General features: G+C 74.1%; 27 protein-coding genes. 11 read left to right on the top strand and 16 right to left on the bottom strand.

Annotation, left to right across the window (positions count from 1 at the left end; all coding sequences use genetic code 11):
- Genes ND486_RS28090 through ND486_RS28050 form a run of 9 tightly spaced genes read right to left on the bottom strand, consistent with a single transcriptional unit; the run spans window position 1 to window position 6,414 of the window.
- Window positions 1-864: an SDR family oxidoreductase gene (locus ND486_RS28090; RefSeq protein WP_251787327.1), complete on the bottom strand. Its 864-nt coding sequence runs from the start codon at window positions 862-864 to the stop codon at window positions 1-3.
- A gap of 43 nt (window positions 865-907) precedes the next feature.
- Window positions 908-1,720: an enoyl-CoA hydratase/isomerase family protein gene (locus tag ND486_RS28085; protein WP_251787326.1), complete on the bottom strand. Its 813-nt coding sequence runs from the start codon at window positions 1,718-1,720 to the stop codon at window positions 908-910.
- Window positions 1,717-2,490, bottom strand: a complete 774-nt coding sequence (locus ND486_RS28080; protein WP_251787325.1) for an enoyl-CoA hydratase/isomerase family protein — start codon at window positions 2,488-2,490, stop codon at window positions 1,717-1,719. Before ND486_RS28080 ends, ND486_RS28085 begins: the two co-directional genes overlap by 4 nt.
- Complete coding sequence (locus ND486_RS28075) at window positions 2,487-2,705, bottom strand: hypothetical protein (RefSeq protein WP_251787324.1); 219 nt, start codon at window positions 2,703-2,705, stop codon at window positions 2,487-2,489. Before ND486_RS28075 ends, ND486_RS28080 begins: the two co-directional genes overlap by 4 nt.
- On the bottom strand, window positions 2,705-3,193 hold the full coding sequence (locus tag ND486_RS28070; RefSeq protein WP_251787323.1) for an aromatic-ring-hydroxylating dioxygenase subunit beta: 489 nt from the start codon (window positions 3,191-3,193) through the stop codon (window positions 2,705-2,707). The genes ND486_RS28075 and ND486_RS28070 overlap by 1 nt, the downstream gene beginning before the upstream one ends.
- Entirely contained in the window at window positions 3,190-4,470 is a 1,281-nt protein-coding gene (locus tag ND486_RS28065) for an aromatic ring-hydroxylating dioxygenase subunit alpha (protein WP_251787322.1), read from the bottom strand. The genes ND486_RS28070 and ND486_RS28065 overlap by 4 nt, the downstream gene beginning before the upstream one ends.
- A 26-nt stretch (window positions 4,471-4,496) precedes the next feature.
- Window positions 4,497-4,952: a MaoC family dehydratase gene (locus ND486_RS28060; RefSeq protein ID WP_251787321.1), complete on the bottom strand. Its 456-nt coding sequence runs from the start codon at window positions 4,950-4,952 to the stop codon at window positions 4,497-4,499.
- 3 nt (window positions 4,953-4,955) lie between these two features.
- Complete coding sequence (locus ND486_RS28055) at window positions 4,956-5,147, bottom strand: ferredoxin (protein ID WP_251787320.1); 192 nt, start codon at window positions 5,145-5,147, stop codon at window positions 4,956-4,958.
- Between the two features lie 13 nt (window positions 5,148-5,160).
- Complete coding sequence (locus ND486_RS28050) at window positions 5,161-6,414, bottom strand: cytochrome P450 (protein WP_251787319.1); 1,254 nt, start codon at window positions 6,412-6,414, stop codon at window positions 5,161-5,163.
- 149 nt (window positions 6,415-6,563) lie between these two features.
- Here ND486_RS28050 and ND486_RS28045 point away from each other — a divergent pair, with 149 nt between their 5' ends.
- The 4 genes from ND486_RS28045 to ND486_RS28030 all read left to right on the top strand — a co-directional run bounded on the left by ND486_RS28045 (window position 6,564) and on the right by ND486_RS28030 (window position 10,956).
- Window positions 6,564-7,361, top strand: a complete 798-nt coding sequence (locus ND486_RS28045) for an SDR family NAD(P)-dependent oxidoreductase (protein WP_208823282.1) — start codon at window positions 6,564-6,566, stop codon at window positions 7,359-7,361.
- A gap of 81 nt (window positions 7,362-7,442) precedes the next feature.
- The gene (locus ND486_RS28040) at window positions 7,443-8,609 is read left to right on the top strand and encodes an acyl-CoA dehydrogenase family protein (RefSeq protein WP_251787318.1); all 1,167 of its coding nucleotides are present in this window, start codon (window positions 7,443-7,445) and stop codon (window positions 8,607-8,609) included.
- Between the two features lie 4 nt (window positions 8,610-8,613).
- A complete protein-coding gene (locus ND486_RS28035) occupies window positions 8,614-9,255 on the top strand; it encodes a TetR/AcrR family transcriptional regulator (protein ID WP_251787317.1) in 642 nt (213 codons plus the stop codon).
- 72 nt (window positions 9,256-9,327) lie between these two features.
- Window positions 9,328-10,956 carry a class I adenylate-forming enzyme family protein gene (locus ND486_RS28030; protein ID WP_251787316.1) on the top strand — a complete coding sequence of 543 codons (1,629 nt, stop codon included), beginning with the start codon at window positions 9,328-9,330 and terminating at the stop codon, window positions 10,954-10,956.
- 55 nt (window positions 10,957-11,011) lie between these two features.
- Here the strand turns inward: ND486_RS28030 and ND486_RS28025 are convergent, their stop codons facing one another.
- On the bottom strand, window positions 11,012-12,700 hold the full coding sequence (locus ND486_RS28025; RefSeq protein ID WP_251787315.1) for a class I adenylate-forming enzyme family protein: 1,689 nt from the start codon (window positions 12,698-12,700) through the stop codon (window positions 11,012-11,014).
- Between the two features lie 85 nt (window positions 12,701-12,785).
- Entirely contained in the window at window positions 12,786-13,949 is a 1,164-nt protein-coding gene (locus ND486_RS28020) for a CaiB/BaiF CoA-transferase family protein (RefSeq protein WP_251787314.1), read from the bottom strand.
- A 53-nt stretch (window positions 13,950-14,002) separates the two neighbouring features.
- On the opposite strand from ND486_RS28020, the gene ND486_RS28015 reads away from it, so the two are divergent.
- Together ND486_RS28015 and ND486_RS28010 are read left to right on the top strand one after the other, a co-directional pair.
- On the top strand, window positions 14,003-14,647 hold the full coding sequence (locus ND486_RS28015; RefSeq protein WP_251787313.1) for a TetR/AcrR family transcriptional regulator: 645 nt from the start codon (window positions 14,003-14,005) through the stop codon (window positions 14,645-14,647).
- Between the two features lie 56 nt (window positions 14,648-14,703).
- The gene (locus ND486_RS28010; protein WP_251787312.1) at window positions 14,704-16,029 is read left to right on the top strand and encodes an FAD-dependent oxidoreductase; all 1,326 of its coding nucleotides are present in this window, start codon (window positions 14,704-14,706) and stop codon (window positions 16,027-16,029) included.
- 58 nt (window positions 16,030-16,087) lie between these two features.
- On the opposite strand, the gene ND486_RS28005 is transcribed toward ND486_RS28010, so the two are convergent.
- Window positions 16,088-17,125 (bottom strand): MBL fold metallo-hydrolase, encoded by a 1,038-nt coding sequence (locus tag ND486_RS28005; RefSeq protein WP_251787311.1) that lies wholly within the window; start codon window positions 17,123-17,125, stop codon window positions 16,088-16,090.
- 46 nt (window positions 17,126-17,171) lie between these two features.
- Between ND486_RS28005 and ND486_RS28000 the strand changes: the two genes are divergently transcribed.
- Window positions 17,172-17,969: an enoyl-CoA hydratase/isomerase family protein gene (locus ND486_RS28000; RefSeq protein WP_251787310.1), complete on the top strand. Its 798-nt coding sequence runs from the start codon at window positions 17,172-17,174 to the stop codon at window positions 17,967-17,969.
- A 25-nt stretch (window positions 17,970-17,994) separates the two neighbouring features.
- Here ND486_RS28000 and ND486_RS27995 read toward each other — a convergent pair whose 3' ends face one another.
- From ND486_RS27995 to ND486_RS27985, 3 genes are read right to left on the bottom strand one after another with little or no spacing between them, the layout of a single operon-like run.
- Window positions 17,995-19,161, bottom strand: coding sequence for a thiolase family protein (locus ND486_RS27995; RefSeq protein WP_251787309.1), 1,167 nt, complete (start codon window positions 19,159-19,161; stop codon window positions 17,995-17,997).
- The gene (locus ND486_RS27990; protein WP_251787308.1) at window positions 19,161-20,312 is read right to left on the bottom strand and encodes an acetyl-CoA C-acetyltransferase; all 1,152 of its coding nucleotides are present in this window, start codon (window positions 20,310-20,312) and stop codon (window positions 19,161-19,163) included. Before ND486_RS27990 ends, ND486_RS27995 begins: the two co-directional genes overlap by 1 nt.
- 21 nt (window positions 20,313-20,333) lie before the next feature.
- Complete coding sequence (locus ND486_RS27985) at window positions 20,334-21,578, bottom strand: NAD(P)/FAD-dependent oxidoreductase (RefSeq protein ID WP_251787307.1); 1,245 nt, start codon at window positions 21,576-21,578, stop codon at window positions 20,334-20,336.
- Between the two features lie 90 nt (window positions 21,579-21,668).
- Here ND486_RS27985 and ND486_RS27980 point away from each other — a divergent pair, with 90 nt between their 5' ends.
- Both ND486_RS27980 and ND486_RS27975 read left to right on the top strand, forming a co-directional pair.
- The gene (locus ND486_RS27980) at window positions 21,669-22,460 is read left to right on the top strand and encodes an enoyl-CoA hydratase/isomerase family protein (protein WP_251787306.1); all 792 of its coding nucleotides are present in this window, start codon (window positions 21,669-21,671) and stop codon (window positions 22,458-22,460) included.
- Window positions 22,457-23,665: an enoyl-CoA hydratase-related protein gene (locus ND486_RS27975; RefSeq protein WP_251787305.1), complete on the top strand. Its 1,209-nt coding sequence runs from the start codon at window positions 22,457-22,459 to the stop codon at window positions 23,663-23,665. The genes ND486_RS27980 and ND486_RS27975 overlap by 4 nt, the downstream gene beginning before the upstream one ends.
- Here the strand turns inward: ND486_RS27975 and ND486_RS27970 are convergent.
- Window positions 23,652-24,236: a TetR/AcrR family transcriptional regulator gene (locus ND486_RS27970; RefSeq protein WP_251787304.1), complete on the bottom strand. Its 585-nt coding sequence runs from the start codon at window positions 24,234-24,236 to the stop codon at window positions 23,652-23,654. The genes ND486_RS27975 and ND486_RS27970 overlap by 14 nt on opposite strands.
- Before the next feature lie 106 nt (window positions 24,237-24,342).
- Here ND486_RS27970 and ND486_RS27965 point away from each other — a divergent pair, with 106 nt between their 5' ends.
- The gene (locus ND486_RS27965) at window positions 24,343-25,524 is read left to right on the top strand and encodes an acyl-CoA dehydrogenase family protein (protein ID WP_251787303.1); all 1,182 of its coding nucleotides are present in this window, start codon (window positions 24,343-24,345) and stop codon (window positions 25,522-25,524) included.
- The gene (locus ND486_RS27960; protein WP_251787302.1) at window positions 25,521-26,531 is read left to right on the top strand and encodes a phosphotransferase family protein; all 1,011 of its coding nucleotides are present in this window, start codon (window positions 25,521-25,523) and stop codon (window positions 26,529-26,531) included. Before ND486_RS27965 ends, ND486_RS27960 begins: the two co-directional genes overlap by 4 nt.
- The last annotated feature ends 27 nt before the right edge of the window (window positions 26,532-26,558 follow it).

The raw sequence follows: 26,558 nt of genomic DNA, 5'->3' as shown, positions 1-26,558 counted from the left end.
TCAGCCGACCGGGTTGGTGCCGGGGACGGCGCCGTCGAGGTCGACGATCTCGGCGAACCGGTCGCCGACCTGGTCGATCGTGGGCACCTCGGCGAAGGTGACGCCCTTGGTGCGGAACTGGGCGACCCGGTGCACCTCGCCGCCGCCGGCGACCAGGACGCTGCCGGTCTCGGTGCACTCGTCGGTCAGCAGGTGGCCGACGACCGGCGCGACGTGCGCCGGGGAGAGCTTCGCCAGCATCTCCGGCGGCGCGATGTCCTCCGTCATCCGGGTCGCCGCCATCGGCGCGATCGCGTTGGCGGTGATGCCGCGCTTGCGGCCCTCGATGGCCAGGGTGTTGATCAGACCGATCAGCCCGCCCTTGGCGGCGCCGTAGTTGGCCTGGCCGAAGTTGCCGTAGATCCCCGAGGTCGAGGTGGCGACGACGACGCGGCCGTGACCCTGCTCGCGGAAGTGCGGCCAGGCCGCGTGGATCACGTGGAACGCGCCGTAGAGGTGCACCTGCTGCACGGCGTCCCAGTCCTGGTCGGTCATGGTGTGGAACGACCGGTCGCGCAGGATTCCCGCGTTGGCCACCACCCCGTCGATCCGGCCGTAGGCGTCCAGCGCGGTGGCCACGACCGCCGCGCCGCCCTCGGGGGTCGCGACGCTGTCGTGGTTCGCCGTGGCCTCGCCGCCCTCGGCCCGGATCTCGGCGACGACGGCGTCCGCCGCGGTCGACCCGCTGCCCGTGCCGTCGCGGGACCCGCCCAGGTCGTTGACGACGACCTTCGCGCCCGCCCGGGCCAGGACCAGCGCGTACTCGCGACCGAGGCCGTTGCCCGCCCCGGTGATCGCGACGACGCGCCCCTCGACTCCTGCCATGCCTGCCGTGCTCCTTCGTCGTGGATGGATGGGTGCGACCGCGTCAGCGGCCGGTGAAGCGGGGGCTGCGCCGTTCCAGGACGGCGGCCAGCCCCTCGCGGGCGTCGGCGGTGCCGGACAGCTCGGAGACCGTGCGGGCCTCCTCCGGCAGCTGGGCCTCGACCCGGTTGCCGAGCCCGGACCAGACCAGGCGCTTGACCGCGCCGAGCGCGCGCGGCGCCCCGGCCGCCAGGGTCCGGGCGACGGCGAGTGCCTCGTCGTGCAGCGCGTCGTCGGCGACGACGCGGGTGATCAGCCCGATCTCCGCGGCCTCGGCCGCGGTCAGCGTGGGGTTGAGCAGCAGGATCTCCATCGCCTTGCGCAGCCCCACGAGCTGCGGCAGCGTCACCGAGGAGCCCGCGTCGGGCGCCATCCCGACCCGCGCGGCGCCGGACATGAACTTCGCCGACCTCCCGGCGAGCACGATGTCGCTGGCGCACACCAGACCCAGTCCCCCGCCGCCCGCAGCGAAGCCGTGCACGGCCGCGACGACCGGGACGGGCAGCGCGAGCAGGGCCTGGGCGACGTTCTGCAGCCAGGCGGTGGCCTCGCGCAGGTAGTCGGGCAGCGCCTCGCCCTTGGCGGCGAAGGTCTTCACGTCGCCGCCGGCGCAGAAGTGCGGGCCCTCCCCGGTCAGCAGCAGCACCCGCAGGCCCGCCTGCCCGGTCGCGGTCATGACGGCGTCGTAGAGGGCGCGCAGGAACTCCACGTTCATGCCGTTGGACGCCTCGGGCCGGTTGAGCCGCAGCCGTCCGACGCCGTCCTCGTCGAGGTCGAAGAGCACCTGTGCGGTGCGGGTCGTGTCGGTGGTCGTCACGTCCGTGTCCTTCCGGTGAACCGGTCGATGCCCGCGCCGGCCCGTTCCCCGCCCAGGTGGGCGAGGGTCGAGGCGAGCTCGGCGGCGAGGCCGTCGGTCAGGGTCCCGTGCAGCCCGCCCCGGACGAGGTGCTTGATCCGGGCGAGCGCGTCGCGGTCCTTGCCGAGCAGGTTCGCGACGGTGCGCTCGACGAGCGCGTCGAGCTCGGCGGCCGGGGCGCAGGCCCACGCCAGCCCCCAGTCGACGGCGTCGCGGCCGGAGAGCCGCTCGCCGAGCAGGATGTGGCCGAGCGCGCGGGGCGTCCCGACGATGCGGGGCAGCCGCTGCGACCCGCCGCCGCCGGGGATCATCCCGAAGTTCGCGTGGTTGTCGGCGAGCACCGCGTCGTCGCGGACGAGGGCGATGTCGACGGACTGGAGCAGCTCGAACCCGCCCGCCATCGCGTACCCCTCGACGACGGCGACGACCGGCACCGGCAGCGTCGCGATCAGCTCGCAGGCGCCGACGAAGGTCTCGAAGAGCGGGCGCAGCGCCTCGGGCCCCTGCTCGCGGAGCCGGGAGACCTCGTGGAAGTCCCCGCCCGCGCAGAAGTGGCCGCCCGCGCCGCGGACCACGACGACGTCGGCGGTCCCCGCGGCCGCGGCGAGCCCGTCGTGCAGGGCGCGGGCCAGCTCCACGGTGATCGCGTTGCGGGCCTGCGGCCGGTTGAGGGTCAGGGTCGCGATGCGGCCGTCGGCGCGGTCGTCGAACCGGGTCAGGACGGTGCTCACGTGTCCTCCCGCCAGCGGTCCGCGGACGGGTCGAGCAACGTGTGCAGGTGCCCCTCGGGCAGCCACACCAGCGTCTCGAGCTCCAGGGCGTCGAGGTAGCGGACGCGGCCGGTGCGCAGGTCCTCGATCCGCAGGCGGCGGCTGTTGGCGTCGTCGTCGACCCGGACGCTGACCTCGGCGAACTCGTTGCCGACGATGTCGGGGGCGATCTCCATCAGATCAGGAACGACAGCGTCGCGATCGCCCGGGCGTTGTCGACCAGGGCGACCTTCTTGTAGGACAGGGCGAGCTCGCCGTCGACGACGCGGAGCCGGTAGGTGGTCCGCCCGGCCCACAGCCGGTTGCCCCGCTCGCGGGACTCGACGAGGACGAAGTTGGCGCCGACCTCGGTGTCCCCGGTCTCCGGGACGGTCCCGAGGATCTCCACGTTGGACACCACGCGCCGCAGCCGCGACGCCGGCACCTGGGAGTGCCGGCGCCCAGTGCGGTACTGCCTGATGCGGGTGGCGATCCGGTTGCGGTTGTCGTGGATGATCGACATCTGGGTCATGCGGTCGGCGTCGTCGTCGTTGGCGGGCACCCAGTAGAGGGCGTCCGGGGTCCAGAGCGCCTCCCAGTCCTCGTAACGGTGCTCGTCGGCGTAGCGCGCCTCGCGGTAGAGGAACTGCTCGACGGTGCGCAGGTCCAGCTCGGTGGTGGTCATCGGCCCTCCGTCATCAGCCGGGTGTAGTGCCGCCAGAACCCGCGCATGCCGGTCTCGTCGGTGGCGCCGCCGACGGTCAGGCCGCGCTCGTCGACGGTCTCGCGGTCTGCGCCGCGGCGGATGTCGAGCCACTCCGGGCGCAGCTCGGCGACGCCGGCCTGGTTGCGCTCGTACATCTCGGTGTCGTCGGCGAGCAGCATCCCGGCGGGCCCGACCGAGCCGATGCACTGCTGGAGCATCCGCCGGTTCATCTCCGGCGCGCCCTTGAGCTGCACGGCGGTGACGTGCTGGACGGTGAGGTCCGCGGCCAGCGGCTGGATCGTGAACAGCTGGATCTCGGCGATGAACAGGTTCGGGAAGATCATCACGTGCGGTCCGCCCTCGACCAGGATGTCGTGGGCGTCCGGGCCGTAGGTCCCGCGCATCCGGGCGGAGTAGTCGGGGACCTTCTCCTCGGTGGTGCCGAACCAGCCCAGCGGCGTCCCGAGGCGGCGGAACTCCGGGCGCAGGTCGTTCTCGCTGTGGCCGCCCCCGAGGTCGCGGGTGACGGCGGTGGACTTCTCGCCGTAGAGGGCGCCGATCCCGCTCTCGGCGACGCTGAAGATCGACGCGTGCACGAACTGCGGGTGGTAGCCGTCGGTCTCGTTCTCTGCGAGGAGCTTCCAGTTGGCCTGCGCCCGGTGCTGCAGGAAGCCGGCGGTCAGCTCGATCTCGCCGTCCGGGGAGAGCCGGACCAGCCGGTCGATCTCGCCCTTCGCCTCGCCGAGGTGCTCGTCGAGCGTGGGGCCGTCGGGGGCGAAGCTGCCGAACACGAAGCCCTGGTGGACCCCGACCCGGGCGACGCGGCCGAGCCCGAGGTCGAGCTTCCCGCGGCCGCCGTAGCCCTGCGGGAACGGGTAGCCGAGCATCCGGCCGTCGTTGCGGTAGGTCCAGCCGTGGTACGGGCACCGGAAGGAGCTGGAGTTGCCCGCCTGCGCCTCGCAGACCAGGTTGCCGCGGTGCGCGCACCGGTTGAGCAGCAGGTGCACCTCGCCGTCGGCCGTGCGCGTCATGATGACGTCCTGCGGGCCGATGGACTTGCGGACGTAGTCGTTCGGTGCGGCGATCTCGCTGACGTGGCCGACGTAGACCCAGGTCCGGTACCAGATGCGTTCCAGCTCGTCGGCGAAGATCTCCGGCGAGGTGTAGAGCGAACCGTGCACCCGCCGGGGCTCGATCAGCTCCTCGTAGAGAGCCGCGGGGGGACGCGGCGCGCCGGCGGGGGCGGTCGGGGTCACTGTCGGTTCCTCTCGTTCACAGCTGGTCAGGGATAGAGCCGGCCGACGCTCTCGATGACGCAGGCGGGCTTGGCCGAGCCCTCGACCTCGAGCGTCGAGCGCACGGTGACCGCGACGAAGCCCTCGCCACGGCGCACCGACGCGATCTCGGCGGCGAGCCGGACCTTCGAGCCGACCGGGACGGGGGCGGGGAAACGGACCTTGTCGAGCCCGTAGTTGATGCCCATCCGGACGTTGTCGACGGTGTAGAGCTCGTTCAGCAGCCGCGGCAGCAGCGACAGGGTCAGGAAGCCGTGCGCGATGGTCCCGCCGAACGGGCCGGACGCGGCCCGCTCCGGGTCGGTGTGGATCCACTGGTGGTCGCCGGTGGCCTCGGCGAACAGGTCCACCCGGCGCTGGTCGATCTCGGTCCAGTCGGTGGGCCCGAAGGACTCGCCCTCGGCGGTCAGCAGCTCGTCGACGGAGGAGAACACCCTGGTCATCGCTCAGCCCTCGATCCGCAGTGCCTCGGTGGGGCAGGCCCGGCAGGCCTCCTCCAGCTCCGTGCGCTGCGCCTCGTCGGCCTCGGCCCGCAGCAGGTTCAGCGAGCCGTCGTCGGCGACCTCGAAGAAGTCGGGGGCCAGTGACTCGCAGAGCCCCAGCCCGGTGCACTTGTCGTAGTCGACCACCACGCGCATCGGTGGTTCCTCCTCACAGGTTGAGCGTGCACGGCATGGACTTCACGCCGTCCACGAAGTTGCCGACGAGCTGCACGGGCTCGCCGGTCCGCAGGTCGGGCACCCGGCGCAGCAGCTCACCGAACAGGGCGCGCAGCTGGGTCCGCGCCAGCATGTTGCCCATGCAGAAGTGCGGCCCGCCGCCGCCGAACCCCACGTGCGGGTTCGGTGAGCGGGTGACGTCGAAGGTGTGCGGGTCGGTGAACACCCGCTCGTCGCGGTTGCCCGAGGCGTAGAACATGACGACCCAGTCGCCCTCGCGGATCTGCTGCCCGTGCAGCTCGACGTCGCGGGTGGCGACCCGGCGGAAGGTCATGACCGGGCTGGCCCAGCGGACGAACTCGTCGGTCGCGGTGCCGATCGTGCCGTCGAAGTCGGCCTGGAGGATCTTCCGCTGGTCGGGAAAGCGGGTGAGCGCCTCGGCGGTGCGGCTGATCGTGTTGCGGGTGGTGTCGTTGCCGGCCACCGACAGCAGCACGAAGAACGCCGCGATCTCCTCCTCGCTCAGCTGCTCGCCGTCGACCTCGGCCTGCACCAGCGCGGTCATGAGGTCCTCGCCCGGGTTCTCGCGCCGGTCGTCGGCGAGCTCCAGACCGATCGTGATCAGGGTGACCAGCGACTGGTTGAGCAGGTCGGCGGGCTCCAGACCGGCGCGGACGTCGGAGTCGGCCCAGGAGACCATGCCGTCAGCGGCGTGCGCGGCGTCCTCGCGGCGCGCGACGGGGAGGCCGCACATCTCGTAGATCGTCCACATCGGCAGCCGCCGGGAGACCTGGTCGACGAAGTCGCAGTCCCCGGCCTCGATCAGGTCGTCGACGATCCGGCGGGCCTGGTCGGCGATCTGCGCCTCGATCTTCTTCACCTGGCGCGGGGTGAACGCGGCGCTGACGAGCCGGCGCAGCTGGGTGTGCCGTGGAGCGTCGGTCGCGAGGAAGGAGCTGGCCGCCTCCAGGATGTCGCTCGGGACGTCCTCGATCATCACGCCCTGCCCGGAGCAGAAGGTCGCCGGGTCCTTGCTGACGGCCTGGATGTCGGCGTGCCGGGTGATCGCCCAGAAGCCGGCGTCGTCCTCCTGCGGCAGCATCGACCCCTCGGCGGGGCGCTGCCAGCTGACCGGACGCTCGTCGCGCAGGATCCGCAGCCGCTCCTCGCGTCCCTCGGGGGTCAGCGACCAGAACTCGAGCGACCCCACCGATACCGGGTCGTGGTCGGGCCGGGACTGCGCCATTGCTCCCCCAGGACGTCTCGTTTTTAACATTGATTAATCTCGCGCAAGAGGACATCACGGCCGTCCGTCCGGTGTCAAGACGGCGACGCCGCGGCCGTACCGGTGTTGAATCCCGCGTCGAAAGACCGGGTCGGAGAACGGGAGACACAGTGGATCTGGGACTGCGCGACGCACGGGTCGTCGTCACCGGGGCGGGGGCCAACATCGGGCGGGGCATCGCCCGGGTCCTGGCCGCGGAGGGGGCACGGGTACTGGTCGTCGACATCGACGGCGAGCAGGCCGAACGGGTCGCGGGCGAGCTGCGCGACCTCGGCGCACCGGACGCGGCCGCATGCGCGACCGACCTGACCGCCGAGGGCGCGGGCGCCCGGGTGACCGCGCAGGCGGTGGCGGCCTGGGGCGGGGTGGACGTGCTGGTCAACAACGCCGGGTGGAGCAGGCCCGGCTGGTTCGCCGAGCAGACCGACCGCGACCTCTGGCGGCGCACGGTCGAGGTGAACCTGTTCGCCGCGATCGACTGCACCCAGGCCGTGCTCGGTCCGATGCGCGAGGCCGGCCGGGGCGCGATCGTGTTCCTGTCCAGCGACGCCGCCTACGGCGCCGTCCGCCAGGGCATCTACGGCGGCACCAAGGCGGCACTGATCTCCCTGGCCCGCACGGTGGCGCGGGAGAACGGCCGGTTCGGGATCCGCAGCAACGTCGTCGCCCCCGGGCTCGTCCTGCCCCCCGAGGACGACCACGTGGGCCCGAGCTCGGTCTGGGCGGGCGGGGCGGACGCACTGTTCGCACCGGACCAGGTCGACGCGATCGTCCGCACCCAGGCGCTGCGCCGGCGCACCACCCCGGCCGACGTCGGCAACGCGGTCGCCTGGCTGGCCTCGGAGACCGCGGCGCACCAGGTCACCGGTCAGGTCGTGGCCGTCGGCGGCGGCTCGTCGATGCCCTGAGCCGCTTCGGCCGCGTTGACGGGGCCCCACCCTATTACCTATTCTGAATTAGAAAAATATCCGGGCCCCGAGGAGACACCGATGCCCAGCTCGCTGATCGTCGCCGACACCGAGGAGCGCGCGGCACTGCGCGACGCGGTGGCGACCCTGGTCGGTCGCTACGGCCACAGCTACTTCATGGCGAAGGCGAAGGCCCACGAGGAGCCGACCGAGCTGTGGAAGGAGCTCGGCGCGGCCGGGTTCCTGGGCGTGCACCTGTCCGAGGCCTACGGCGGTGGCGGCGGCACCATGAGCGACCTCGCCGTGGTCGTCGAGGAGGCATCGTCGCAGGGCGTCCCGCTGCTGATGATGGTCATCTCCCCCGCTATCTGCGGGTCGATCATCGACGTGCACGGTTCGCACGAGCTCAAGGAGCGCTGGCTGCCGGGGATCGCCGACGGTTCGCTCAAGATGGCGTTCGCGATCACCGAGCCGGACGCGGGCTCGAACAGCCACGAGATCACCACCACCGCCCACCCCGACGGCGACGGCTGGCGGATCCGCGGGCAGAAGTACTGGACCTCGGGCATCGACGAGGCCGACGCCGTCCTGGTCGTGACCCGCCGGCCCGAGCCGGGACCGGGCGGGCGCCACCCGCTGTCGCTGTTCGTCGTGCCGACCGACGCCGAGGGGCTGACCTGGCAGACCATCCCGGCGGCGTTGCAGCAGCCCGAGCACCAGTTCACCGTGTTCCTCGACGACGTGCGGGTCGGTCCCGAGGCGCTGATCGGCGACGAGGGCAACGGCCTGCGCCAGGTGTTCGCCGGGCTCAACCCGGAGCGGATCACCGCGGCCTGCATCTCGAACGGCATCGCCCGCTACGCGCTGGACAAGGCCACCGGTTACGCCTGCGACCGGCAGGTGTGGGGCGTGCCGATCGGCTCCCACCAGGGCGTCGCGCACCCGCTGGCCGAGGCCTACATCGGGACCCAGCTGTCGCGGCTGATGACCTACCGCGCCGCCGAGCTGTTCGACGCGGGCGCCGACGCCGCGGAGGCGTCGAACATCGCGAAGTTCGCCGCGGCCGACTCCTCGCTGCGCACCCTGGACCAGGCGATCCAGAGCCACGGCGGGAACGGCCTGTCGCTCGAGTACGGCCTGGCCGACCTGTGGTTCGTCGCCCGGATGCTCAAGACCGCGCCGGTCAGCCGGGAGATGGTCCTGAACTTCGTCGCCCAGCGCAGCCTGGGCCTGCCCGCGTCGTACTGACGCCGTGCCCCGCGCCCACACGGTCCGGACGGCGGGCGTCCGGGGCCCCGGCGAGAAGTCGGCGCGGACCCGGCGCCGGATCCTGGACGCGACGGCGTCGCTGCTTGCGACGCGCGGGTACGCCGGGACCCGGCTCGCCGACGTCGCGCGGCTGGCCGGGGTCCGGCCGCCGGCCGTCTACTACTACTTCGACTCCCGCGAGGACCTGGTCGAACAGGTCGTGGTGGCGGGCATGGTCCGCAACCTGGAGCACGTGCGGGCGCGGGTGCAGGAGCTGCCGGCCGGGGCGACGGCGATGGACCGCATCTGCTGCGCGGTCGAGGCCCACCTGCAGGTCGTGCTCCGCATCTCCGACTACACGGTCGCCTCGATCCGCAACACCCAGCAGCTGCCCCCGGAGGTCCGTACCCGGCAGCTGGCGGAGCAGCAGCGCTACAGCGACTTCTGGCGCGATCTCGTCGAGGCGGCCCGTGACGCGGGCGAGCTGCGGGACGGGCTCGACCCACGGGCGGCCCGGATGCTGGTGCTCGGCGCACTCAACTGGGCGTGCGAGTGGTGGACCCCCGGGCGCGGCTCGCTGAGGTCCCTGGTCCGGACCGCCCGGACGATCGTCCGGCGCGGGCTGTCGGCCCCGACCGGCGGTTGACCCGGCCCGAATTTTATCTAGATTCATTTATTCCACCGGTCCACGCCCTCTCCCGCCCCACGGAGGCCCGTCATGAGCACGCAGGCCGTCAGCTCCACCCCCACCCCGGCGACCGGGCGCTCCGAGTGGTTCGAGGGCCCCGGGCCCGGCCTCGTCGAGGGCACGGTCGGCGGGCTCCTGCGCGAGCAGGCCGCCGCGCATCCCGACACCGTCGCGCTCGTCGCGACCCGGCACGACGGCAGCACCGGCCGCTGGACCTACGCCGAGCTGCTCGACGAGGCGAGCCGGGTCGCCGGGACCCTGCTGGAGCTCGCCGGGCCCGGCGGACACGTCGCGCTCTGGGCGCCGAACGTCGCGGAGTGGACGATCGTCCAGTACGCGGCGGGCCTGGCGGGGGTCGTCCTGGTGGCGCTCAACCCGGCCCTGCGCCCGGGCGAGCTGGAGTACGCGCTCACCCTGTCCCGCTCGACGGTCCTGCTGCACGCCGACCGGGTGCGCGACCACGACCTGACCGGCGTCGTCGCCGACGTCGTGCCGCGGGTGACCGGTCTCGCCCATGTGGTCAGCCTGTCCGACACCGACCGGCTGCACGGCACGCCGCTGGACGGCGGCTCGCCCGACATGCCGGAGCGCAGCACGCCGGGCTCCCCGGCGATGATGCAGTTCACCTCGGGGACCACCGGGCACCCCAAGGGCGTGCTGCTGGCGCACCGCTCGCTGCTGAACAACGCCCGGCTCACCATGCACACCGCCGAGGCCCGCGACGGCGCCGTGGCCGTCGCGCCGTTGCCGACCTTCCACACCGCGGGCTGCGTCATCTCGACGCTGGGCCCCGCGGTGCTGGGCGGCACGGTGGTGCTGATCGAGCGGTTCGAGCCCGGTGCCGTGCTCGAGGCGATGCGTGCCGAGCACGCGACGATCCTGATGAGCGTGCCGACGGTGCTCGGCGCGGTGCTGCACGAGGCGCGCCGACGCGACGAGCAGGCCCCGGCGCTGGACACCGTCCTGGTCGGCGCCGCGACCGTGCCCGGCTCGATGATCACCGCCGTCCGCGAGACCTTCGGCGCCTTCGTGCACAACCTCTATGGACAGACCGAGCTCTCCCCCGTGCTGAGCCTGACGCGGCGCTCCGACACCGCCGACGACCTCGTCCGCAGCGTCGGCCGCCCGCTGCCGCACACCGGGGCGCGGATCGTCGACCCCGCCAACGGCGGGGTCGTGCCGCTCGGCACCGTCGGCGAGGTCTGCGCCCGCGGCTACAACCAGATGCTCTGCTACTACGGCGACCCCGGGGCCACCGCGGCGACCGTCGACGACGAGGGCTGGGTGCACACCGGCGACCTCGGCTCGATGGACGAGCGCGGCATGATCACCCTGACCGGGCGACTGAAGGAGCTCATCATCCGCGGCGGCGAGAACATCGCCCCCGCCGAGATCGAGGTCGCGCTGGCCGAGCACCCGGCGGTGGCCGCGTCGGCCGTGGTCGGCCTGCCGGACCCCACCTGGGGGGAGATCGTCGCCGCCGCGGTGGTGACCCACGAACCGCAGGAGCCCGGGTTCACCGACGAGCTGGCCGCGCACTGCCTGGAGCGGCTCACCCCGTACAAGGTGCCGGTGCGGTGGTTCCTGGTCGACGACCTGCCCATGACCCCGTCGGGGAAGGTGCAGAAGTTCGTGCTGCGCGACCGGCTCGACGGCTGAGCGCACCGGCAGGTCGGGCCGGGCCCCGGGGGTACCCCGGGGCCCGGCCCGTTCCTCAGCCCAGCACCTCGGCGGCGCGCCGGGCGAGCCGGAACTTCTGGACCTTGCCGGTCGGGGTGGTCGGCAGGTCCTCGGCGGTGGTCACCAGCACGTGCTTGGGCACCTTGAACCGGGCGAGCTTCTCCCGGCAGAGCGCCAGCACCGCGTCCGGGTCGACGGTCGCGCCCGGCTCCGGGACGATCCACAGGCACCCGACCTCGCCCCACCGGTCGTCCGCGACGCCGACGGCGTAGGCCTGGCTGACCCCGGGGTGGCGGGTGACCAGCTCCTCGATCTCCTTGGGCATCACCAGCTCGCCGCCGCTCTTGTAGAGCTCCTTGCTGCGGCCGGTGATCTCGAGGTAGCCGTCGTCGCGGACGCGGCCCAGGTCGCCGGAGAACACCCGGCCCCCGCGCAGGGCGGCCGCGGTCTCCTCGGGCTTGTCCCAGAACCCGAGCATGTGGGTGGGCCCGGACGACACCAGCTCCCCCTCCGTCCCGGCCGGCAGCTCCTCGCCGGTCATCGGGTCGCAGGTCCGGTAGTGGCACAGGTCGCCGTCGTGGTCGGGCAGCCCGGCCACCCCGGCGCGCTTGACCCGCCCGACGGTGGCCGAGTGCCGCTCCAGGGAGTCCTCGGGCAGCGTCATCGTCATCGCGCCGCCGCACTCGGTCATCCCGTAGCCGGTGGTGATCTCGGAGATCCCCAGCTCGGCGCGCACCCGCTCCCACAGCCACACCGGCGCGGGCGCGGCGCCGGAGAGCACGGCGAACACCGAGGACAGGTCGCGCGCGGAACGGTCGGGATGCTCCAGCAGGGCGACGGTCATGGTGGGCACGCACAGGATCTCGGTCGCGCGGTGCCGCTCGATGCCGTCGAAGTAGTCGGCCGCGGAGAACGCCAGCCGCGGGACGATCGCCCCGCCCACGAACATGGCCGCGACCAGGCCTTCGACGTAGCCGAACATGTGGTAACAGGGCAGTGAGAACAGGATGCGGCGCCCGTCCTCGAACCCGCGGGTCAGCGCGGAGGCGTAGCCGGTGCGCAGGACGGCGTCGTGGGTGACCATCACCCCCTTCGGCGACCCCGTGGTACCCGAGGTGTAGAGGATGTCGCCCAGGTCGTCCGGGGCGACCCCGGTGGATCCGGCCGCGACCGGCTCGCCGAGGGCACCCAGCTCCTCCACCGTCGTCACGCCGGGCCGGGCCGGGTGCACCGTCGGCAGCTGGACGACCGCGCGCAGGTCCGGGAGCTCGGTGGTGGGGCCGTGCTCCCAGCCGGGGGCCACCTCGTCGAGCAGGGCGAGGTGGTCGAGGTCGCCGTAGCCGGTCATCGTGACGAGCACCGTGCAGCGGGACTGGCGCAGCACGTAGGCGAGCTCGTCACGGCGGTAGAGGAAGTTGAACGGGATGGCGACCGCGCCGGCCCGCGCGACCGCGAACTTCAGCGGGACGAACTCCAGGTGGTTGGCCATGAGCAGGCCGACCCGGTCACCCGGGCGGACACCGAGCGCGGCCAGCCCGCCGGCAAGCCGGGCCGTCCACCCGGCGGCGCCGGCGTAGTCGAGGGTGCGGTCGTCGGTGACGACGAGCGGCCGGTCGGGGAACTCGCGGGCGCAGTCGTCCAGGAACCCGTCGAGCGTGCGGGGCTGCCACGCCGGGTGGCGCGCCTCCAGAGCCGCTCGGCGGTGCGCGATCGGGGCGGGCATCGTCGGCCTCCTCGTCATCGTTTAATCGCTCGTAGATTAGAGAGAACGGACGGAGCGGACAATCGTCCGGACGGCGCACCCGCCCCTAAACCTCCTGCGCCGCGCCGGAGGCGAGCAGGGCGTCGACGTCGAGGCCGGCACCGGCGAGTACCGCGCGGGTGTCGCGCCCGCGGGCCGGCGGCGCGGCGGGTGCGGCGACGGGGTGGCCGGAGAACCGGGGCGCCGGGCCGGGCTGCAGCACCCCGCCGGTGTCGGTCACGCTCCCCCGGGCGGCGACGTGCGGGTGGGCGGCGGCCTCGCGCAGCCCCAGCACCGGTGCGACGCAGGCGTCGGTACCGTCGAAGACGGCGGTCCACTCGTCGCGGGTGCGGGTGGCGAAGCGCGCGGCGAGCGCGGCCCGCAGCGCGGGCCACCGGCTCCGGTCCTGCTGGTCCTCCGGCGCCGCCACCTCGCGCGGGATCTCCAGCAGCCGCAGCAGCTCGGCGTAGAACTTCGGCTCCAGTGCCCCGACCGCCATGTACCCGCCGTCGGCCGTCGCGTAGACCGCGTAGAACGGGGTGCCGCCGTCGAGCATGTTGACCCCCCGCCGGTCCTCCCAGCGGCTGGAGCCGAGCATGGCGTGGATCGCCGCGAGCAGGTGCGACGCGCCGTCGACGATCGCGGCGTCGACGACCTGGCCGCGCCCGGTGCGCTCGGCCTCCAGCAGCGCCGCGAGCACCCCGATCACCAGGTAGGTGGACCCGCCCCCGAAGTCCCCGACGAGGTTGAGCGGGATCTGCGGCGGGCCCCCGGCCTCGCCCATGGCGTGCAGGGCACCGGTCAGCGCGATGTAGCCGATGTCGTGGCCCGCGGCGTGGGCGAGCGGACCGTCCTGACCCCAGCCGGTCATCCGGCCGTAGACCAGCCGGGGGTTGCGCGCCCACAGCGCGTCCGGCCCCAGCCCCAGCCGCTCGGCGACGCCCGGCCGGTTCCCCTCGACCAGCACGTCCGCGCGTCCGGCGAGGGTCAGCACGGCCTCCACCGCCTCGGGGCGCTTGAGGTCCAGCACGACCGACCGCTTGCCGCGGTTGAGCACGTCCGCCGGGGGCGGCGCCGTCGAGAGCGGCCCGGCCGCGGGCCGGTCGATCCGGATCACCTCGGCGCCGAGGTCGGCCAGCGCCATGCAGGCGAACGGCCCCGGCCCGATGCCCGCCAGCTCGACGACCGTCCGGCCGGCCAGCGGTCCACGACCGCGCTCCACCTCGTCCATGCCACGCCTCCAGTTTATTTTTTCTTACTACGATTAGACAGTAGCCTGACGCCATGACGGACGGACCGGACCGGCGACGGGGTCCGCGCGGCGCGGACCCCGGGTCCGCGCCGCGCTCGGCGCGGACCCGCGAACGGATCCTCGACGCCGCGGCGGTCGTGCTGAACCGCAGCGGCTACGCCGGCACCCGGCTGCTCGACATCGCCGGGCTCGCCGACCTCCGGGCCCCGGCGATCTACTACCACTTCGCCTCCCGCGACGAACTGGTCCAGGAGGTCGTGCAGGTCGGGCTGCGGCGCACGATGGCCCACGTCCACGACGAGCTCGCCGCCCTCCCGGACGGGACCCCGCCGATGGACCGGATCGCCACCGCGGTGCGCGCCCACCTCGAGATCGTGCTGCGCGACTCGGAGTACGCCGCCGCGGCGATCCGCAACGCCGCCCAGCTCCCGCAGGGCATCCGCGACGTCCAGCTGCGCGACCGGCGCCGCTACGGCGCCCTGTGGCGCGGCCTGGTCGACGACGCACGGGCCGCCGGGCAGCTCGACCCGGAGCTGGACCCGCACGCGGCGCGGATGCTGGTGATGGGGGCGCTGAACTGGGCGCCGGAGTGGTGGCGCCCCGACCGCGGCGACCTCGCCGACACCGTGCGCACCGCACAGACGATCGTGCGGGAGGGTCTCGCACCGGACGGTTGACCCGGCCTCGGCGTTAATTTACTGTCGATTAAAGAATCGACCGAAGGAGATGACCCGTGGCGCCCATCGAGTCCGACACCGCGTTCGACGCGCTCGTGGTGGGAGCGGGGGCCGGTGGCCTGTTCGCCGCCGCCCGGCTGGCCCACGCCGGCTACCGCACCCTCGTCGTGGAGCGGCTCGACAAGGTCGGCGGTCGCGCCTCGACCACCGACATCGACGGCTTCCTCGTCAACGACGGGGCCATCGTGATCGAGGTCGGCGGGATCACCGAGGAGACCTTCGCCGAGGTCGGCGCCGAGTTCGACGTCCGCACCCCGCAGGTCCCCGTGCTGTACCGGGTCGGCGGGAAGAACCTCGACGTCACCCGGGGCGGCTGGGGCATGCTGCTCTCCCAGCTCACCCGGCAGGGCGCGAAGCTGCTCTCGGGCATCGGCGCCGCCCGCTCCGACGACGACGCGCTGCCCGGCAGCGAGATGTCCACCGCGGAGTGGGTCGGGAAGTACTCGAAGAACGAGGCCGTCCAGGGCGTGTTCCGCAACATGTGCGCCTCGGTGTTCGCCGTCGGCTCCGAGGAGCTGCCCGCGCGGGTGTTCCTCACCTACTTCACCCGCAAGTCCGCGTTCAAGCGGTTCGGGTTCTGCCCCGCCGGGACCATCGGCGTCTGGCAGTCGCTGGCGGATTCCGTCGTCGGCAACGGCGGGCAGGTGTGGCTGTCCTCGGAGGTCGAGCGGCTGCACGTCGCCGACGGCCGGGTCACCGGCGCCACCGTCGTGCGCGACGGGGAGCGGACCGAGGTCACCTGCCGGGTCGCGGTCAGCGACACCGGTCCCGCGGGCACCGTCGCCATGGTCGGCGAGGAGAACCTGCCGGCCGACTACCGCGAGCAGGTCCGGATCAAGGACCGTCCGTGCTCGATGCTCGCGGTGAACTTCGCCAGCCGTGAGCGCCTGGTGGACGTGCCGGGAATGCTGCTGTTCTCGAAGTCCGAGCGGCTCTGCTACGTCGCGAACTTCACCGACACCTGCCCGGAGATGGCCCCCGACGGCTGGAACCTCTACGTCGCGGCGTCGGTGCCCGAGCCCTCGGTCGGCGACTTCGACGCCGACGCCGAGGTGGCGCTGCTGAAGAAGGACCTCCAGGAGCAGGTCCCCGGCTTCGACGGCGCCCGGATCCTGTCCGTGGCCGTCATGCGCGACGACTGGCCGCCGCAGCGCGCCGTCGCCGGGTACGACCTGACCTCGGAGACCCCGATCGCGAACCTCTGGAACGTCGGCGACGGCGTCAAGGAGTACGCCAACGGTGGCACGACGGCGTGCGCGGAGACCGCCAAGCTCGTCACCGAGCGCATCCTCGCGGACTTCCCGCTCACCGCGACCGTCTGACCTCCGCTCCCCGCCGACGCGCCGTCACCCGTGCCCGGGTGGCGGCGCGTCCGGCATCTCAGGTGGCGGCGTAGCGGCGGACGCCGTCGGCGCCGTCGGCCGCGACGAGCTCCCCCGCCATGACGAGCACGTCGAGGTGGGCCGCGATCTCCAGCACCGCCAGCGCCGCGTGCTCGGTCGCCAGCTGCGACACGTGCTGCGCGCGCCGGGTCCAGGGCAGCGCCGCGGCGACCGCCCAGGCCGTGTCGTCCCCGGCGCGGACCCGGCCGGCCGCGGCGGCCAGACGCTGCTCGTGGTGGGCCAGCAGCTCGTCGACGCGGGTGTGCACGCTGCGCGTCACCGGTCCGTGCGCGGGGAGCAGCAGGGCGTCGGGCAGGTCCCGGACCAGCCGCAGCGAGTCCAGGTAGCTGCGCAGCGGGGCGGGCTCGGGGGCGCGCTCGTAGCCGATCGAGGGCGTGATGTGCGGGAGCACGTGGTCGCCGGCGAACAGCGCGCTCCGTGCGGTGTCGCGCAGCACGACGTGTCCGCGGGTGTGCCCCGGGGTGGCCCGCACCTCCAGGCCCCCCCGCCCCGTCGGGACGGTCCCGCCGTCGTCGAGCCAGACGTCCGGCGGACCCCACGGGGTCGTGTCGGACCGCTCGATCGCCGCCACCAGCGCGGCGTACTCGCGTGCGAGGTCCGGTGCCCCGGCCCGGGCCACCAGCGGGGGCTGCGGGGCCGGGTGGGCGAGGGGGTGGGTCTGCGCGGTGACCGTCGGCTCCTCCCCGCGGCCCAGCAGGACCCGGGTCCCGTGCTCCGCCCGCAGGGTCAGCGCCTGGGTGTAGTGGTCGTGGTGGGCGTGGGTGACCACCACCTGCGCCACGTCGGCCGGGGCGTACCCGAGCGCGCGCAGCCCGCGGGCGAGGGCGTCGCCGTCGGCGCCGGCCCAGCCGGAGTCGACCAGCGTCGGGCCGTCGGCGCCCTCGATCACGTACACGTTGACCGCGCGCAGACCGTCGGTGGGCAGCGGCAGCGGGATCCGGTGCACCCCCGGCAGCACGGGGTGCGCCCCCGGCTCGGTCCAGTCCTGCGTCTGTTCGGCGAGCTCCACGGTCACACGGTCTCCTCTGTTTTCGAATCTGAGTTCAATGTAGGTTGCGGGGGTGACCCCGCGCTACGAGGACCTGCGGTACACGACCGGCGACGGGCTCGCCCGGATCGAGCTGCACCGGCCGGACGCCCTGAACGCCTGGACCCCGCAGATGGGCTCCGAGCTGCTGGACGCGGTCCGCCGCGCGTCGGCGGACGAGACGGTGCGGGCGGTGCTCGTCACCGGTGCGGGGCGCGCGTTCTGCGCGGGCGCCGACGTCAAGAACGCCCGCGACCTGACCCCCGACGGCGACCCGGACCTGTCGAGCCGGCTGCGCGAGATCTACAACCCGATCGTCACGGAGATCCGGGCCGCGCCCAAGCCGTTCGTCGCCGCGGTCCAGGGCGCCTGTGCCGGGCTCGGTGTGTCCCTCGCCCTGTCCTGCGACCTGCTCGTCGCCGCCGACGACGCCTACCTGCTGCTCGCCTTCGTCCGGATCGGGGTGATGCCCGACGGTGGCACGACCGCGTTCCTGGCCGAGCGGATCGGGCTGACCCGGGCCGCCGAGCTGTGCATGCTGGGCGACCGGCTGCCCGCCGGGACCGCGCTCCGGTGGGGCCTGGTCAACGCCGTGCATCCCGCCGGGCGCCTCGCCGAGGAGGCGGAGACCCTCGCTCGGCGGCTCGCGCAGGCGCCGACGGTCGCGCTGGCGAGCACCAAGCAGGCTCTCGGCGCCGCGGCCCAGCGACGCCTCGCCGACCAGCTGGAGCTGGAGGCGACGCTGCAGCAGCGCCACGCCACGACCCACGACTACGCCGAGGGCCGGGCCGCGTTCGTCGAGAAGCGGCGGGCCGTCTTCCGCGGGTGCTGACCCGGGGGGACGGCCCGCCCTCCCCTCAGAGCCGCTCGATGATCGTCGCGTTGGCCATGCCACCGGCCTCGCACATCGTCTGCAGGCCGTAGCGGCCGCCGGTGGCCTCCAGGTGGTGCAGCATCGTCACCAGCAGCCGGGTCCCCGACGAGCCCAGCGCGTGGCCGAGCGCGATCGCCCCGCCGCGCGGGTTGAGCCGGGCCGGGTCCGCGCCGAACTCGCGGGCCCAGGCCAGCGGGACCGGCGCGAACGCCTCGTTGACCTCGTAGGCGTCGATGTCGCCGATGCCCAGACCGCTGCGGGCCAGCACCGCGTGCGTGGCCGGGATCGGCCCGGTCAGCATCATCAGCGGGTCGTCGCCGACCACGGAGAACGCGTGGAACCGGGCGCGCGGGCGCAGGCCCAGCTCCACGGCGCGGCGCTCGCTCACGACCAGCACGGCGGACGCACCGTCGGTCAGCGGCGATGAGTTGCCCGGGGTGATCTTCCAGTCGACGTCCGGGAAGCGGGCGAGGGCCCCGTCGGTCCGGAACGACGGCCGCAGCGCGGCGAGGCCCTCGGCGGTCGTCGTGCCGCGGACGGTCTCGTCGGTGACCAGGTCCGGTGCCTCCGGGACGGCGACGACCTCGGCGTCGAACCCGCCCTCGGCCCAGGTCGCCGCGGCCCGGCGGTGCGACTCGGCGGAGTAGGCGTCGAGCTCGTCGCGGTCGAGCTTCCAGCGCCGGGCCACGAGCTCGGCCGAGATGCCCTGGTTGACCAGACCGTCCGGGTAGCGGGCCGCGTGCCGGGCCCCGGCGCCGGCGCGCGCGCTGCCGATCGGCACCGCGCTCATCGACTCCACCCCGGCCGCGATCACGACGTCGTGCACCCCGGCCATCACCGCCTGCGCGGCGAACGCCGCGGCCTGCTGGCCGGACCCGCACTGGCGGTTCAGGGTGGTGCTCGGCACGCTCTCCGGGAACCCGGCACCGAGCACCGCGTTGCGCCCGATGTTGCCGGCCTGCTCCCCCACCTGCTGGGCGCAGCCGACGATGACGTCCTCGACCAGCGCCGGGTCGATGCCCGCCCGCTCGACCAGCGCGACGAGCTGGCCGGCGAGCAGATCGGCCGGGTGCACCCCGGACAGCCCTCCCCCGGCCTTGCCCCTGCCGACCGGGGTCCGGATCGCCTCGACGACGACGGCGGTGCCCATCAGAGCCGCTCGATGATCGTGACGTTGGCCTGGCCGCCGCCCTCGCACATGGTCTGCAGGCCGTAGCGGCCGCCGGTGCGCTCCAGCTCGTGCAGCATCGTCGTCATCAGCCGGGCTCCGGTGGCGCCGAGCGGGTGGCCGAGCGCGATGGCCCCGCCGTTGGGGTTGACCGTGGCCGGGTCGGCGCCGGTCTCGATCAGCCAGGCCTGCACGACCGAGGCGAACGCCTCGTTGATCTCGACGGTGTCGATGTCGCCGATCGTCAGGCCGGTCCTCCGGAGGGCGTACTCGGTGGCCGGGATGGGCGCGGTCAGCATCCACACCGGGTCGGAGCCGCGGACCGACACGTGGTGGATCCGCGCCCGCGGGGTCAGCCCGTGGTCGCGTACAGCGGCCTCGGAGGCGATGAGCAGCGCCGCCGTGCCGTCGGAGACCTGGCTGGAGACGCCCGCGGTGAGCCGGCCGCCCTCGGTCAGGGGCTTCAGGGCGGCGAGCTTCTCCAGGGAGGTGTCGGCCCGCGGGCCCTCGTCCCGGACGACCTCGCCGAAGGGCACGATCTCGCGGTCGAACCGACCCTCGTCGATCGCGGTGAGCGCGCGGCGGTGGCTCTCCAGCGCGAAGACCTCCATGTCCTCGCGGGAGAGGTTCCACTTCTCGGCGATCATCTCCGCGCTGCGGAACTGGCTGATCTCCTGGGAGCCGTAGCGGGCCTCCCAGCCGACGCTGCCCGTCCACGGGTCGGTCGCCCCGAACGGCTCGCCCGCGCCGAACGAGGACAGGATCGGGTACTGGGACATGACCTGCACGCCACCGGCGACGACGAGGTCCTGGGTGCCCGCCATGACCGCCTGCGCGGCGAACGAGACCGCCTGCTGGCTGGACCCGCACTGCCGGTCGACGGTGGTGCCGGGCACGGACTCGGGCAGTCCGGCGACCAGGGCCGCGGTGCGCGCGATGTCCCCGGCCTGGGCGCCGATGGCGTCCAGGCAGCCGTAGACGACGTCGTCGATCGCGGCCGGGTCGACGCCGGTGCGCTCCACCAGCGCCCGGATCGGGTGCGCGCCGAGGTCCGCGGGGTGCACCGCGGCCAGGCCGCCCTTGCGCCGGCCCACCGGGGCCCGGACGGCGTCGACGATGTAGGCCTCGCCCATGGGTTCCTCTTCCTGCGTCGATCAGTGGCCCGCCGCGACGGCCGCGGCGTTGCGCTCCTCGGCGAACGCGAGTGCGTCCGCCCAGCTCGTGCGGCATCCGATGCGGACGCGGTACTTCATGACGTCGGCGCGACGGTCGAGCGTCAGCGCGCCGGTCAGCCGGTCCCCGGTGCGGTACAGGGCCACGAAGCGGCCCTCCTCCACCGAGCCGGAGACGACCCGGATCTCGTCGGCGGCGGCGACCCCCACGAACTGGATGCGGCTGGAGTACCAGTCCGACCAGAAGTAGGGCACCGTCTCGTACGGCGTCGCCGCGGCCGGCTCGAGTGCGTTCCGCGCGGCGCGGGCGCCCTGCTCCGCGGCGCTGGTCCAGTGCTCGATGCGCATCAGCCCACCGGTCGGCAGGTCGGCGAACAGCGGGTTGCGCCAGCGGACGACGTCGCCCGCGGCGTACACCCCGGGCAGCGCGGTCGCCAGCGTCTCGTCGGCCAGGACACCGTCCTGCAGCCCGACGCCCGAGCCCTCCAGCCAGTCGGTGTCCGGGGTGGCCCCGATCCCGGCGACGACCAGGTCGGCGGGCAGCACGGTGCCGTCGCTCAGCCGGACGCCGGTGACCCGGTCGGTCCCCTCCACCGCGTCGACGCCGACGCCGCAGCGCAGGTCGGTGCCGTGGGCCTCGTGCAGCCGGGACAGCGCCGCGCCCATCTGCTCGCCGACCGCGCGCACCAGCGGGGTGGGCAGCGCCTCGACGATGGTGGCGGGCAGTCCCCGCCTGCGGGCGCCGGAGGCGACCTCGGAGCCGATGAACCCCGCACCGACGACGACGGTGCGGGCGCCCGCGTCGAGCGCGGCCCGCACGGCGGCGGCGTCGTCGAGGGTGCGCAGGGTGTGCAGCCCGGCGAGGTCGCCGGGCAGCCTGCGGGCCCGCGCACCGGTGGCGACCACCAGGGCGTCGTAGCCGATCCGGCGGTCGCCGAGGACGACCTCGCGGGCGTCGGCGTCGAGCCCGGTCGCGGGCGCACCCAGCTCGAGGTCGACGCCGAGATCGGAGCGCAGGTGCTCCTCCTCGCGGAAGCGGACGTCGGGGGCCTCGCAGTCCTCGAGGTAGGCCTTCGACAGGGGCGGCCGGTCGTAGGGCAGGTGCGGCTCGGCGCCGACCAGCGTCACCGGGCCGGCGTGGCCGGCGTCGCGGGCGGCCTCAACGGCCCGCAGACCGGCGAGGGACGCCCCGACGACCACCAGACGGGGACCGGAACGCGGCGGCATCGCAGCACCTTTCGTCGAGCAGATTTGAATCGAGAATAAACTTATGCCAGATTCGACGTCAACGCCGGGGACGCCGTTCGGGAGGACGCGATGCACGCAGACCGAGCCACCTACCGGGTCGCCGAGGGGGTGGCCGAGATCAGGATGACCCGCCCGGACGCGGGGAACGCGATCGATCCGGCCATGGTCGAGGCGCTCGACGCCGCGATCCGCACCGCGGAGACCGACGACACCGTGCGGTGCGTGCTGCTGACCGCCGACGGCCCGGCCTTCTGCGTGGGTGGTGACCTGCGGTTCTTCCGCAGCCACCTCGACGCGCTGCCCGAGCACCTGGACTCGATGATCAGCGCCTGGCACCGGTCGGCCCTGCGCAGGCTGTCCGCGCTGCCGGTGCCCGTCGTCGCCGCCGCCCGCGGCGGGGTCGGCGGCGGTGGGCTGGGCCTGCTGTGGGGCGCCGACGTCGTGGTCCTCGCCGACGACGCCAAGCTGGCGACCGGCTTCACCCGGCTCGGCATGACCGGGGACGGCGGCAGCTCCTGGTACCTGCCGCGGCTGGTGGGCCTGCGCCGCGCGCAGGACCTCATGCTGCGCTCGACACCGGTCGGCGCCGCCGAGGCCCTGGAGTGCGGGCTGGTCTCGCGGGTGGTGCCCGGCGCCGAGCTCGAGGACACCGGCCGGGCGCTCGCCCGGGAGTTCGCCGCCGGGCCGACCTGGGCCTACGGCGGGATCAAGCAGCTGCTGCGCGACAGCGGCGACCGCACGCACGCGGACCAGCTCATGGCCGAGTACGAGCTGATGACGGCCGGCGCCGGCCGCGCCGACGTCCGGGAGGGCATCACCGCGTTCGCCGAGCGCCGCGCCCCGGAGTTCGACGGCCGATGACCGCAGGAGAGGACACGATGGGCACGACCGACGACGAGACCGTGGTCCGCCGCCTCTACCCGGCGCTGGCCGAGGGCGATCGGGAGACCCTCGACGCGATCCTGCACCCCGGCTTCGTCGGCGTGCTCGCGGACGGGATGCCCGGCGGCGTCGGCGGTGAGCACCGCGGTGCCGAGGCGATGCGCCGCGACGGCTGGGGCGGCATCGCCCGGAACTTCGCCGCCCGCGCCGAGCCGGAGCGGTTCACCCCGACCGCCGACGGCCGGATGCTGGTGAGCGGGCGCTACCGGGGGCGCGGGCGTCGCGGCGGCGGTGTGCTGGACGCGGCGTTCACCCACGTCGTCACCGTCGCCGACGGCAGGCTCACCCGGCTCGAACAGCTCACCGACACCGCGCGGTGGGCCGCGGCCGCGCCGCCGTACACGACCCTCGACGTGCGGGTCGCCGACGGCGTCGCGACCGTGCGGCTGGACCGGCCCGGGAAGCACAACGCCGTCGACGCGACGATGGGCGCCGAGCTCGCCCGGGCCGTCGACGCGCTCGCCCGGGACACGACGGTGCGCGCGGTCCTGCTGACCGGCGGGGAGAAGGTCTTCAGCGTCGGCGGCGACGTCGGGCTGTTCACCGGCTGCCCGCCCGAGGAGCTGCCCGCGCTGCTGCGCGACCTCACCGACCTCTACCACCCCGCCGTCGAGCGACTGTCCACGATGGACGCACCGGTCGTCGCCGCGGTGCACGGCGCCGCCGCCGGGGTGGGGCTCGGCCTGGTGTGCGCCGCGGACCTCGTCGTCGCCGCGCAGGAGGCGGTGTTCACCACCGCCTACGGCGGCATCGGGCTGACCTCCGACGCCGGGGTGTCCTGGTTCCTGCCCCGGCTGGTGGGCCTGCGCCGGGCGCAGGAGATGTTCCTGACCGGGCGCCGGCTCACCGCGGCCGAGGCGCTGGACTGGGGCCTGGTGACGACGGTCGTCCCCGACGGCGAGGTCGACGCGGCGGCACGCGAGCACGCGGCGTCGGTCGCCGCGGGGCCGACGCGGGCGTTCGGCGCGGTGCGGCGGCTGCTGCGCCGGAGCGGCGACACCGACCTGCACACGCACCTGGCCGACGAGCAGGACTCGGTCGTCGAGGCCGGACGCGGCAGCGATCTCCTGGAGGGCGCGCGGGCGCTGGCCGAGCGCCGGCGGCCCCGGTTCACCGGGGCCTGAGCGCGGCGGGCCCGGCCCCGACGAGGCGCAGCGCGAACTCCGCGAGCTGCCAGGCGACCTCGTTCTCCCCCGGGCCCGCGTCGTCGCGGAACCACACCGCGACGCCCATCCCCTGGTCGAGGATCGCGTACGACGCGAGCTGCGGCGACGCGACCGAGAACACCCCGGCGTCGGCGCCGTCGGCGATCAGCCGCCGGAAGCGGTGCTCGTAGTCGGCGCGTCTGGCGAGGATCTCCGACCGGTGCGGTTCGGTCAGGCTGCGCAGCTCCCGGTTGCCGACGAAGGCCTCCACCCGGTTCCGGGCGTGGAAGCGCACGTGCGCCTCGACGGCGCGGCGCAGCCGTTCGACCGGGTCGTCGATCCCGGCCACCGCGGCGTCGTGCTCGCGGATCAGCGCGTCCATGGTGGCGTCGATGACCGAGGCGAGCAGCTCCTGCTTGGAGCGGACGTGCTTGTAGAGACTCGGCCCGCGGATCCCGACGGCGGCTCCGATGTCGGCCATCGTCGTCGCCTCGTAGCCGCGGCGGGCGAACTCCGCCAGCGCCGCCGACCGGATCTCATCGCTCCGCACGGCTAGCAGTCTATAGCCGTGATGTGAGATGTGGCTCCCTACGCTGTCCTCGGCTGCCGCGATGCTGCTACAAGATGGCTAATAGTCATTAGCCGATGGAGGAGACATGGCGGTCGACCTCGCCCAGGACGCGCACGTGCAGGACCTCGCGGAGCGGACGGCACGCTTCGTCCGGGAGGTGGTGGTCCCGGTCGAGGAGGCCCACGGCGGCGTCCTGCCGTCGGACGGGGAGCGGGTCCGGCTGCAGGACGCCGCCCGCGCCGCGGGGGTGTTCGCCCCGCACGCCGCCCCCGAGTTCGGCGGGCACGGCCTGGACATGTGCGGCCGCGCCGCGGTGTTCACCGAGGCCGGGTACTCGCTGCTCGGCCCGATCGCGCTGAACATCGCCGCGCCCGACGAGGGCAACATCCACCTGCTCGAGCGGATCGCCTCGGAGGACCAGAAGGTCCGCTACCTCGCCCCGCTCGCCGCCGGGGACGTGCGCTCGTGCTTCGCGATGACCGAGCCCTCCCCCGGCGCCGGGTCCGACCCCGACGCACTGTCCACCACGGCCACCCGGGTCGACGGCGGCTGGCGGATCGACGGCCGGAAGTGGTTCATCACCGGCGCCGACGGCGCCGCGTTCGCCATCGTCATGGCCCGCACCAGCGGCGTGCCCGGTGACCGTGGTGGTGCGACGATGTTCCTCGTCGACGCCGACAACCCCGGCATGACGATCGGCCGGCACATCCCGACGCTGGACGAGTCGCTCTACGGCGGGCACCTGGAGGTCGGGTTCTCCGACTGCCGCGTCACCGACGACGCCGTGCTGGGTGAGGTCGACGAGGGCTACCGCTACGCCCAGGTCCGTCTCGGCCCGGCCCGGTTGACCCACTGCATGCGCTGGCTGGGCATCGCGCGCCGCGCCCAGGACATCGCCGTGGCCTGGGCGGCGGAGCGGCAGGTGTTCGGGTCACGGCTGGCCGACCTCGGCATGGCGCAGGCGATGATCGCCGACAACGAGATCGACATCGCCGCCGCGCGCGGGCTGGTCCTGCGCGCCTGCTGGGAGCTCGACCAGGGCCGCCCCGCCGGGATGGAGGTCTCGATCGCCAAGACCTTCACCGCGGAGGCCGTGTGGCGGGTCGTCGACCGGGCCCTGCAGCTCAACGGCGGCCGCGGCGTCTCCGGGGACGTGCTGCTGAGCCGGTTCCTGCGCGAGGTGCGCCCGTTCCGCATCTACGACGGCCCCTCGGAGACCCACCGCTGGTCGATCGCCCGCCGCACCGTCGCGCGGGCCACCCGATGACCCCCGACGGCCTGGACCTGACCGCGCTGGACGCGTTCCTGCACCGGCACGTCGACGGCTACCGCGGCGGGGTCACCGCCGAGCTCGTCTCCGGCGGGCGGTCCAACCTCACCTACCGGGTCACCGACGGGGAACACGTCTGGATCCTGCGCCGCCCCCCACTCGGCACGCTGACCCCGTCCGCGCACGACATGGGCCGCGAGTACCGGGTCGTCGCCGCCCTCGCCGGGTCCGGGGTCCCGGTGGCACCGGCGGTCGCGCTGGCCGACGCGTCGGTGCTGGGGGTGCCGTTCGCGCTCACCGGGTTCGTCGACGGGATCGTGGTGCGCAGTGAGGACGACCTCGCCGCCCTCGACGACGCAGGCGTGCGGGCGACCGCGTTCTCCCTGGTCGACACCCTCGCCGCGCTGCACGCCGTCGACGTCGCCACCGGCCCGTTGTCCGAGCTGGGCCGCCCCGCCGGGTACCTGCGCCGCCAGGTCGAGCGCTGGTACGGCCAGTGGCAGCGCGTCGCCACCCGCGAGCTGCCCGACGTGGACACCCTGCACGGTCTGCTCGAGGCGAGCTGCCCGGCCGAGAGCGACCACGCCGTCGTGCACGGGGACTTCCGTATCGACAACGCCATCCTCGACCGCGACGACCCCACCGTGGTGCGCGCCCTGGTCGACTGGGAGATGGCCACCCTCGGCGACCCGCTGGCCGACCTGGCCCTGCACGTCGTCTACGGCGACCCCGTGTTCGCCCCGGTCCTGGCCGGGGCCGCGGCCTCCACCAGCCCCCGGATGCCGGGTGCCGACGAGCTGGTGGAGCGCTACGCCGCGGCGTCCGGGCGCGAGCCGCGGGACTGGGCGTTCCACCGCGGCCTGGCCTACCTCAAGGTCGCCGTCATCGCCGAGGGCATCCACGCCCGGCACCTGCGCGGCGACACCCGCGGCGACGGGTTTGCGACCGTGGGCGAGGCGACCGCACCGCTGGCCGCGGCCGGGGTCGTCGCGGCCCGCGGCTGAGCGACGGCGGGCCGGGCCGTCGGGCAG

It is taken from the genome of Pseudonocardia sp. DR1-2, assembly GCF_023717215.1.
In the GTDB taxonomy this organism is placed as follows: Bacteria; Actinomycetota; Actinomycetes; order Mycobacteriales; family Pseudonocardiaceae; genus Pseudonocardia; species Pseudonocardia alni.
Note: the sequence above shows the minus strand (reverse complement) of the source record. Positions and strands in the feature narration are given on the sequence as shown.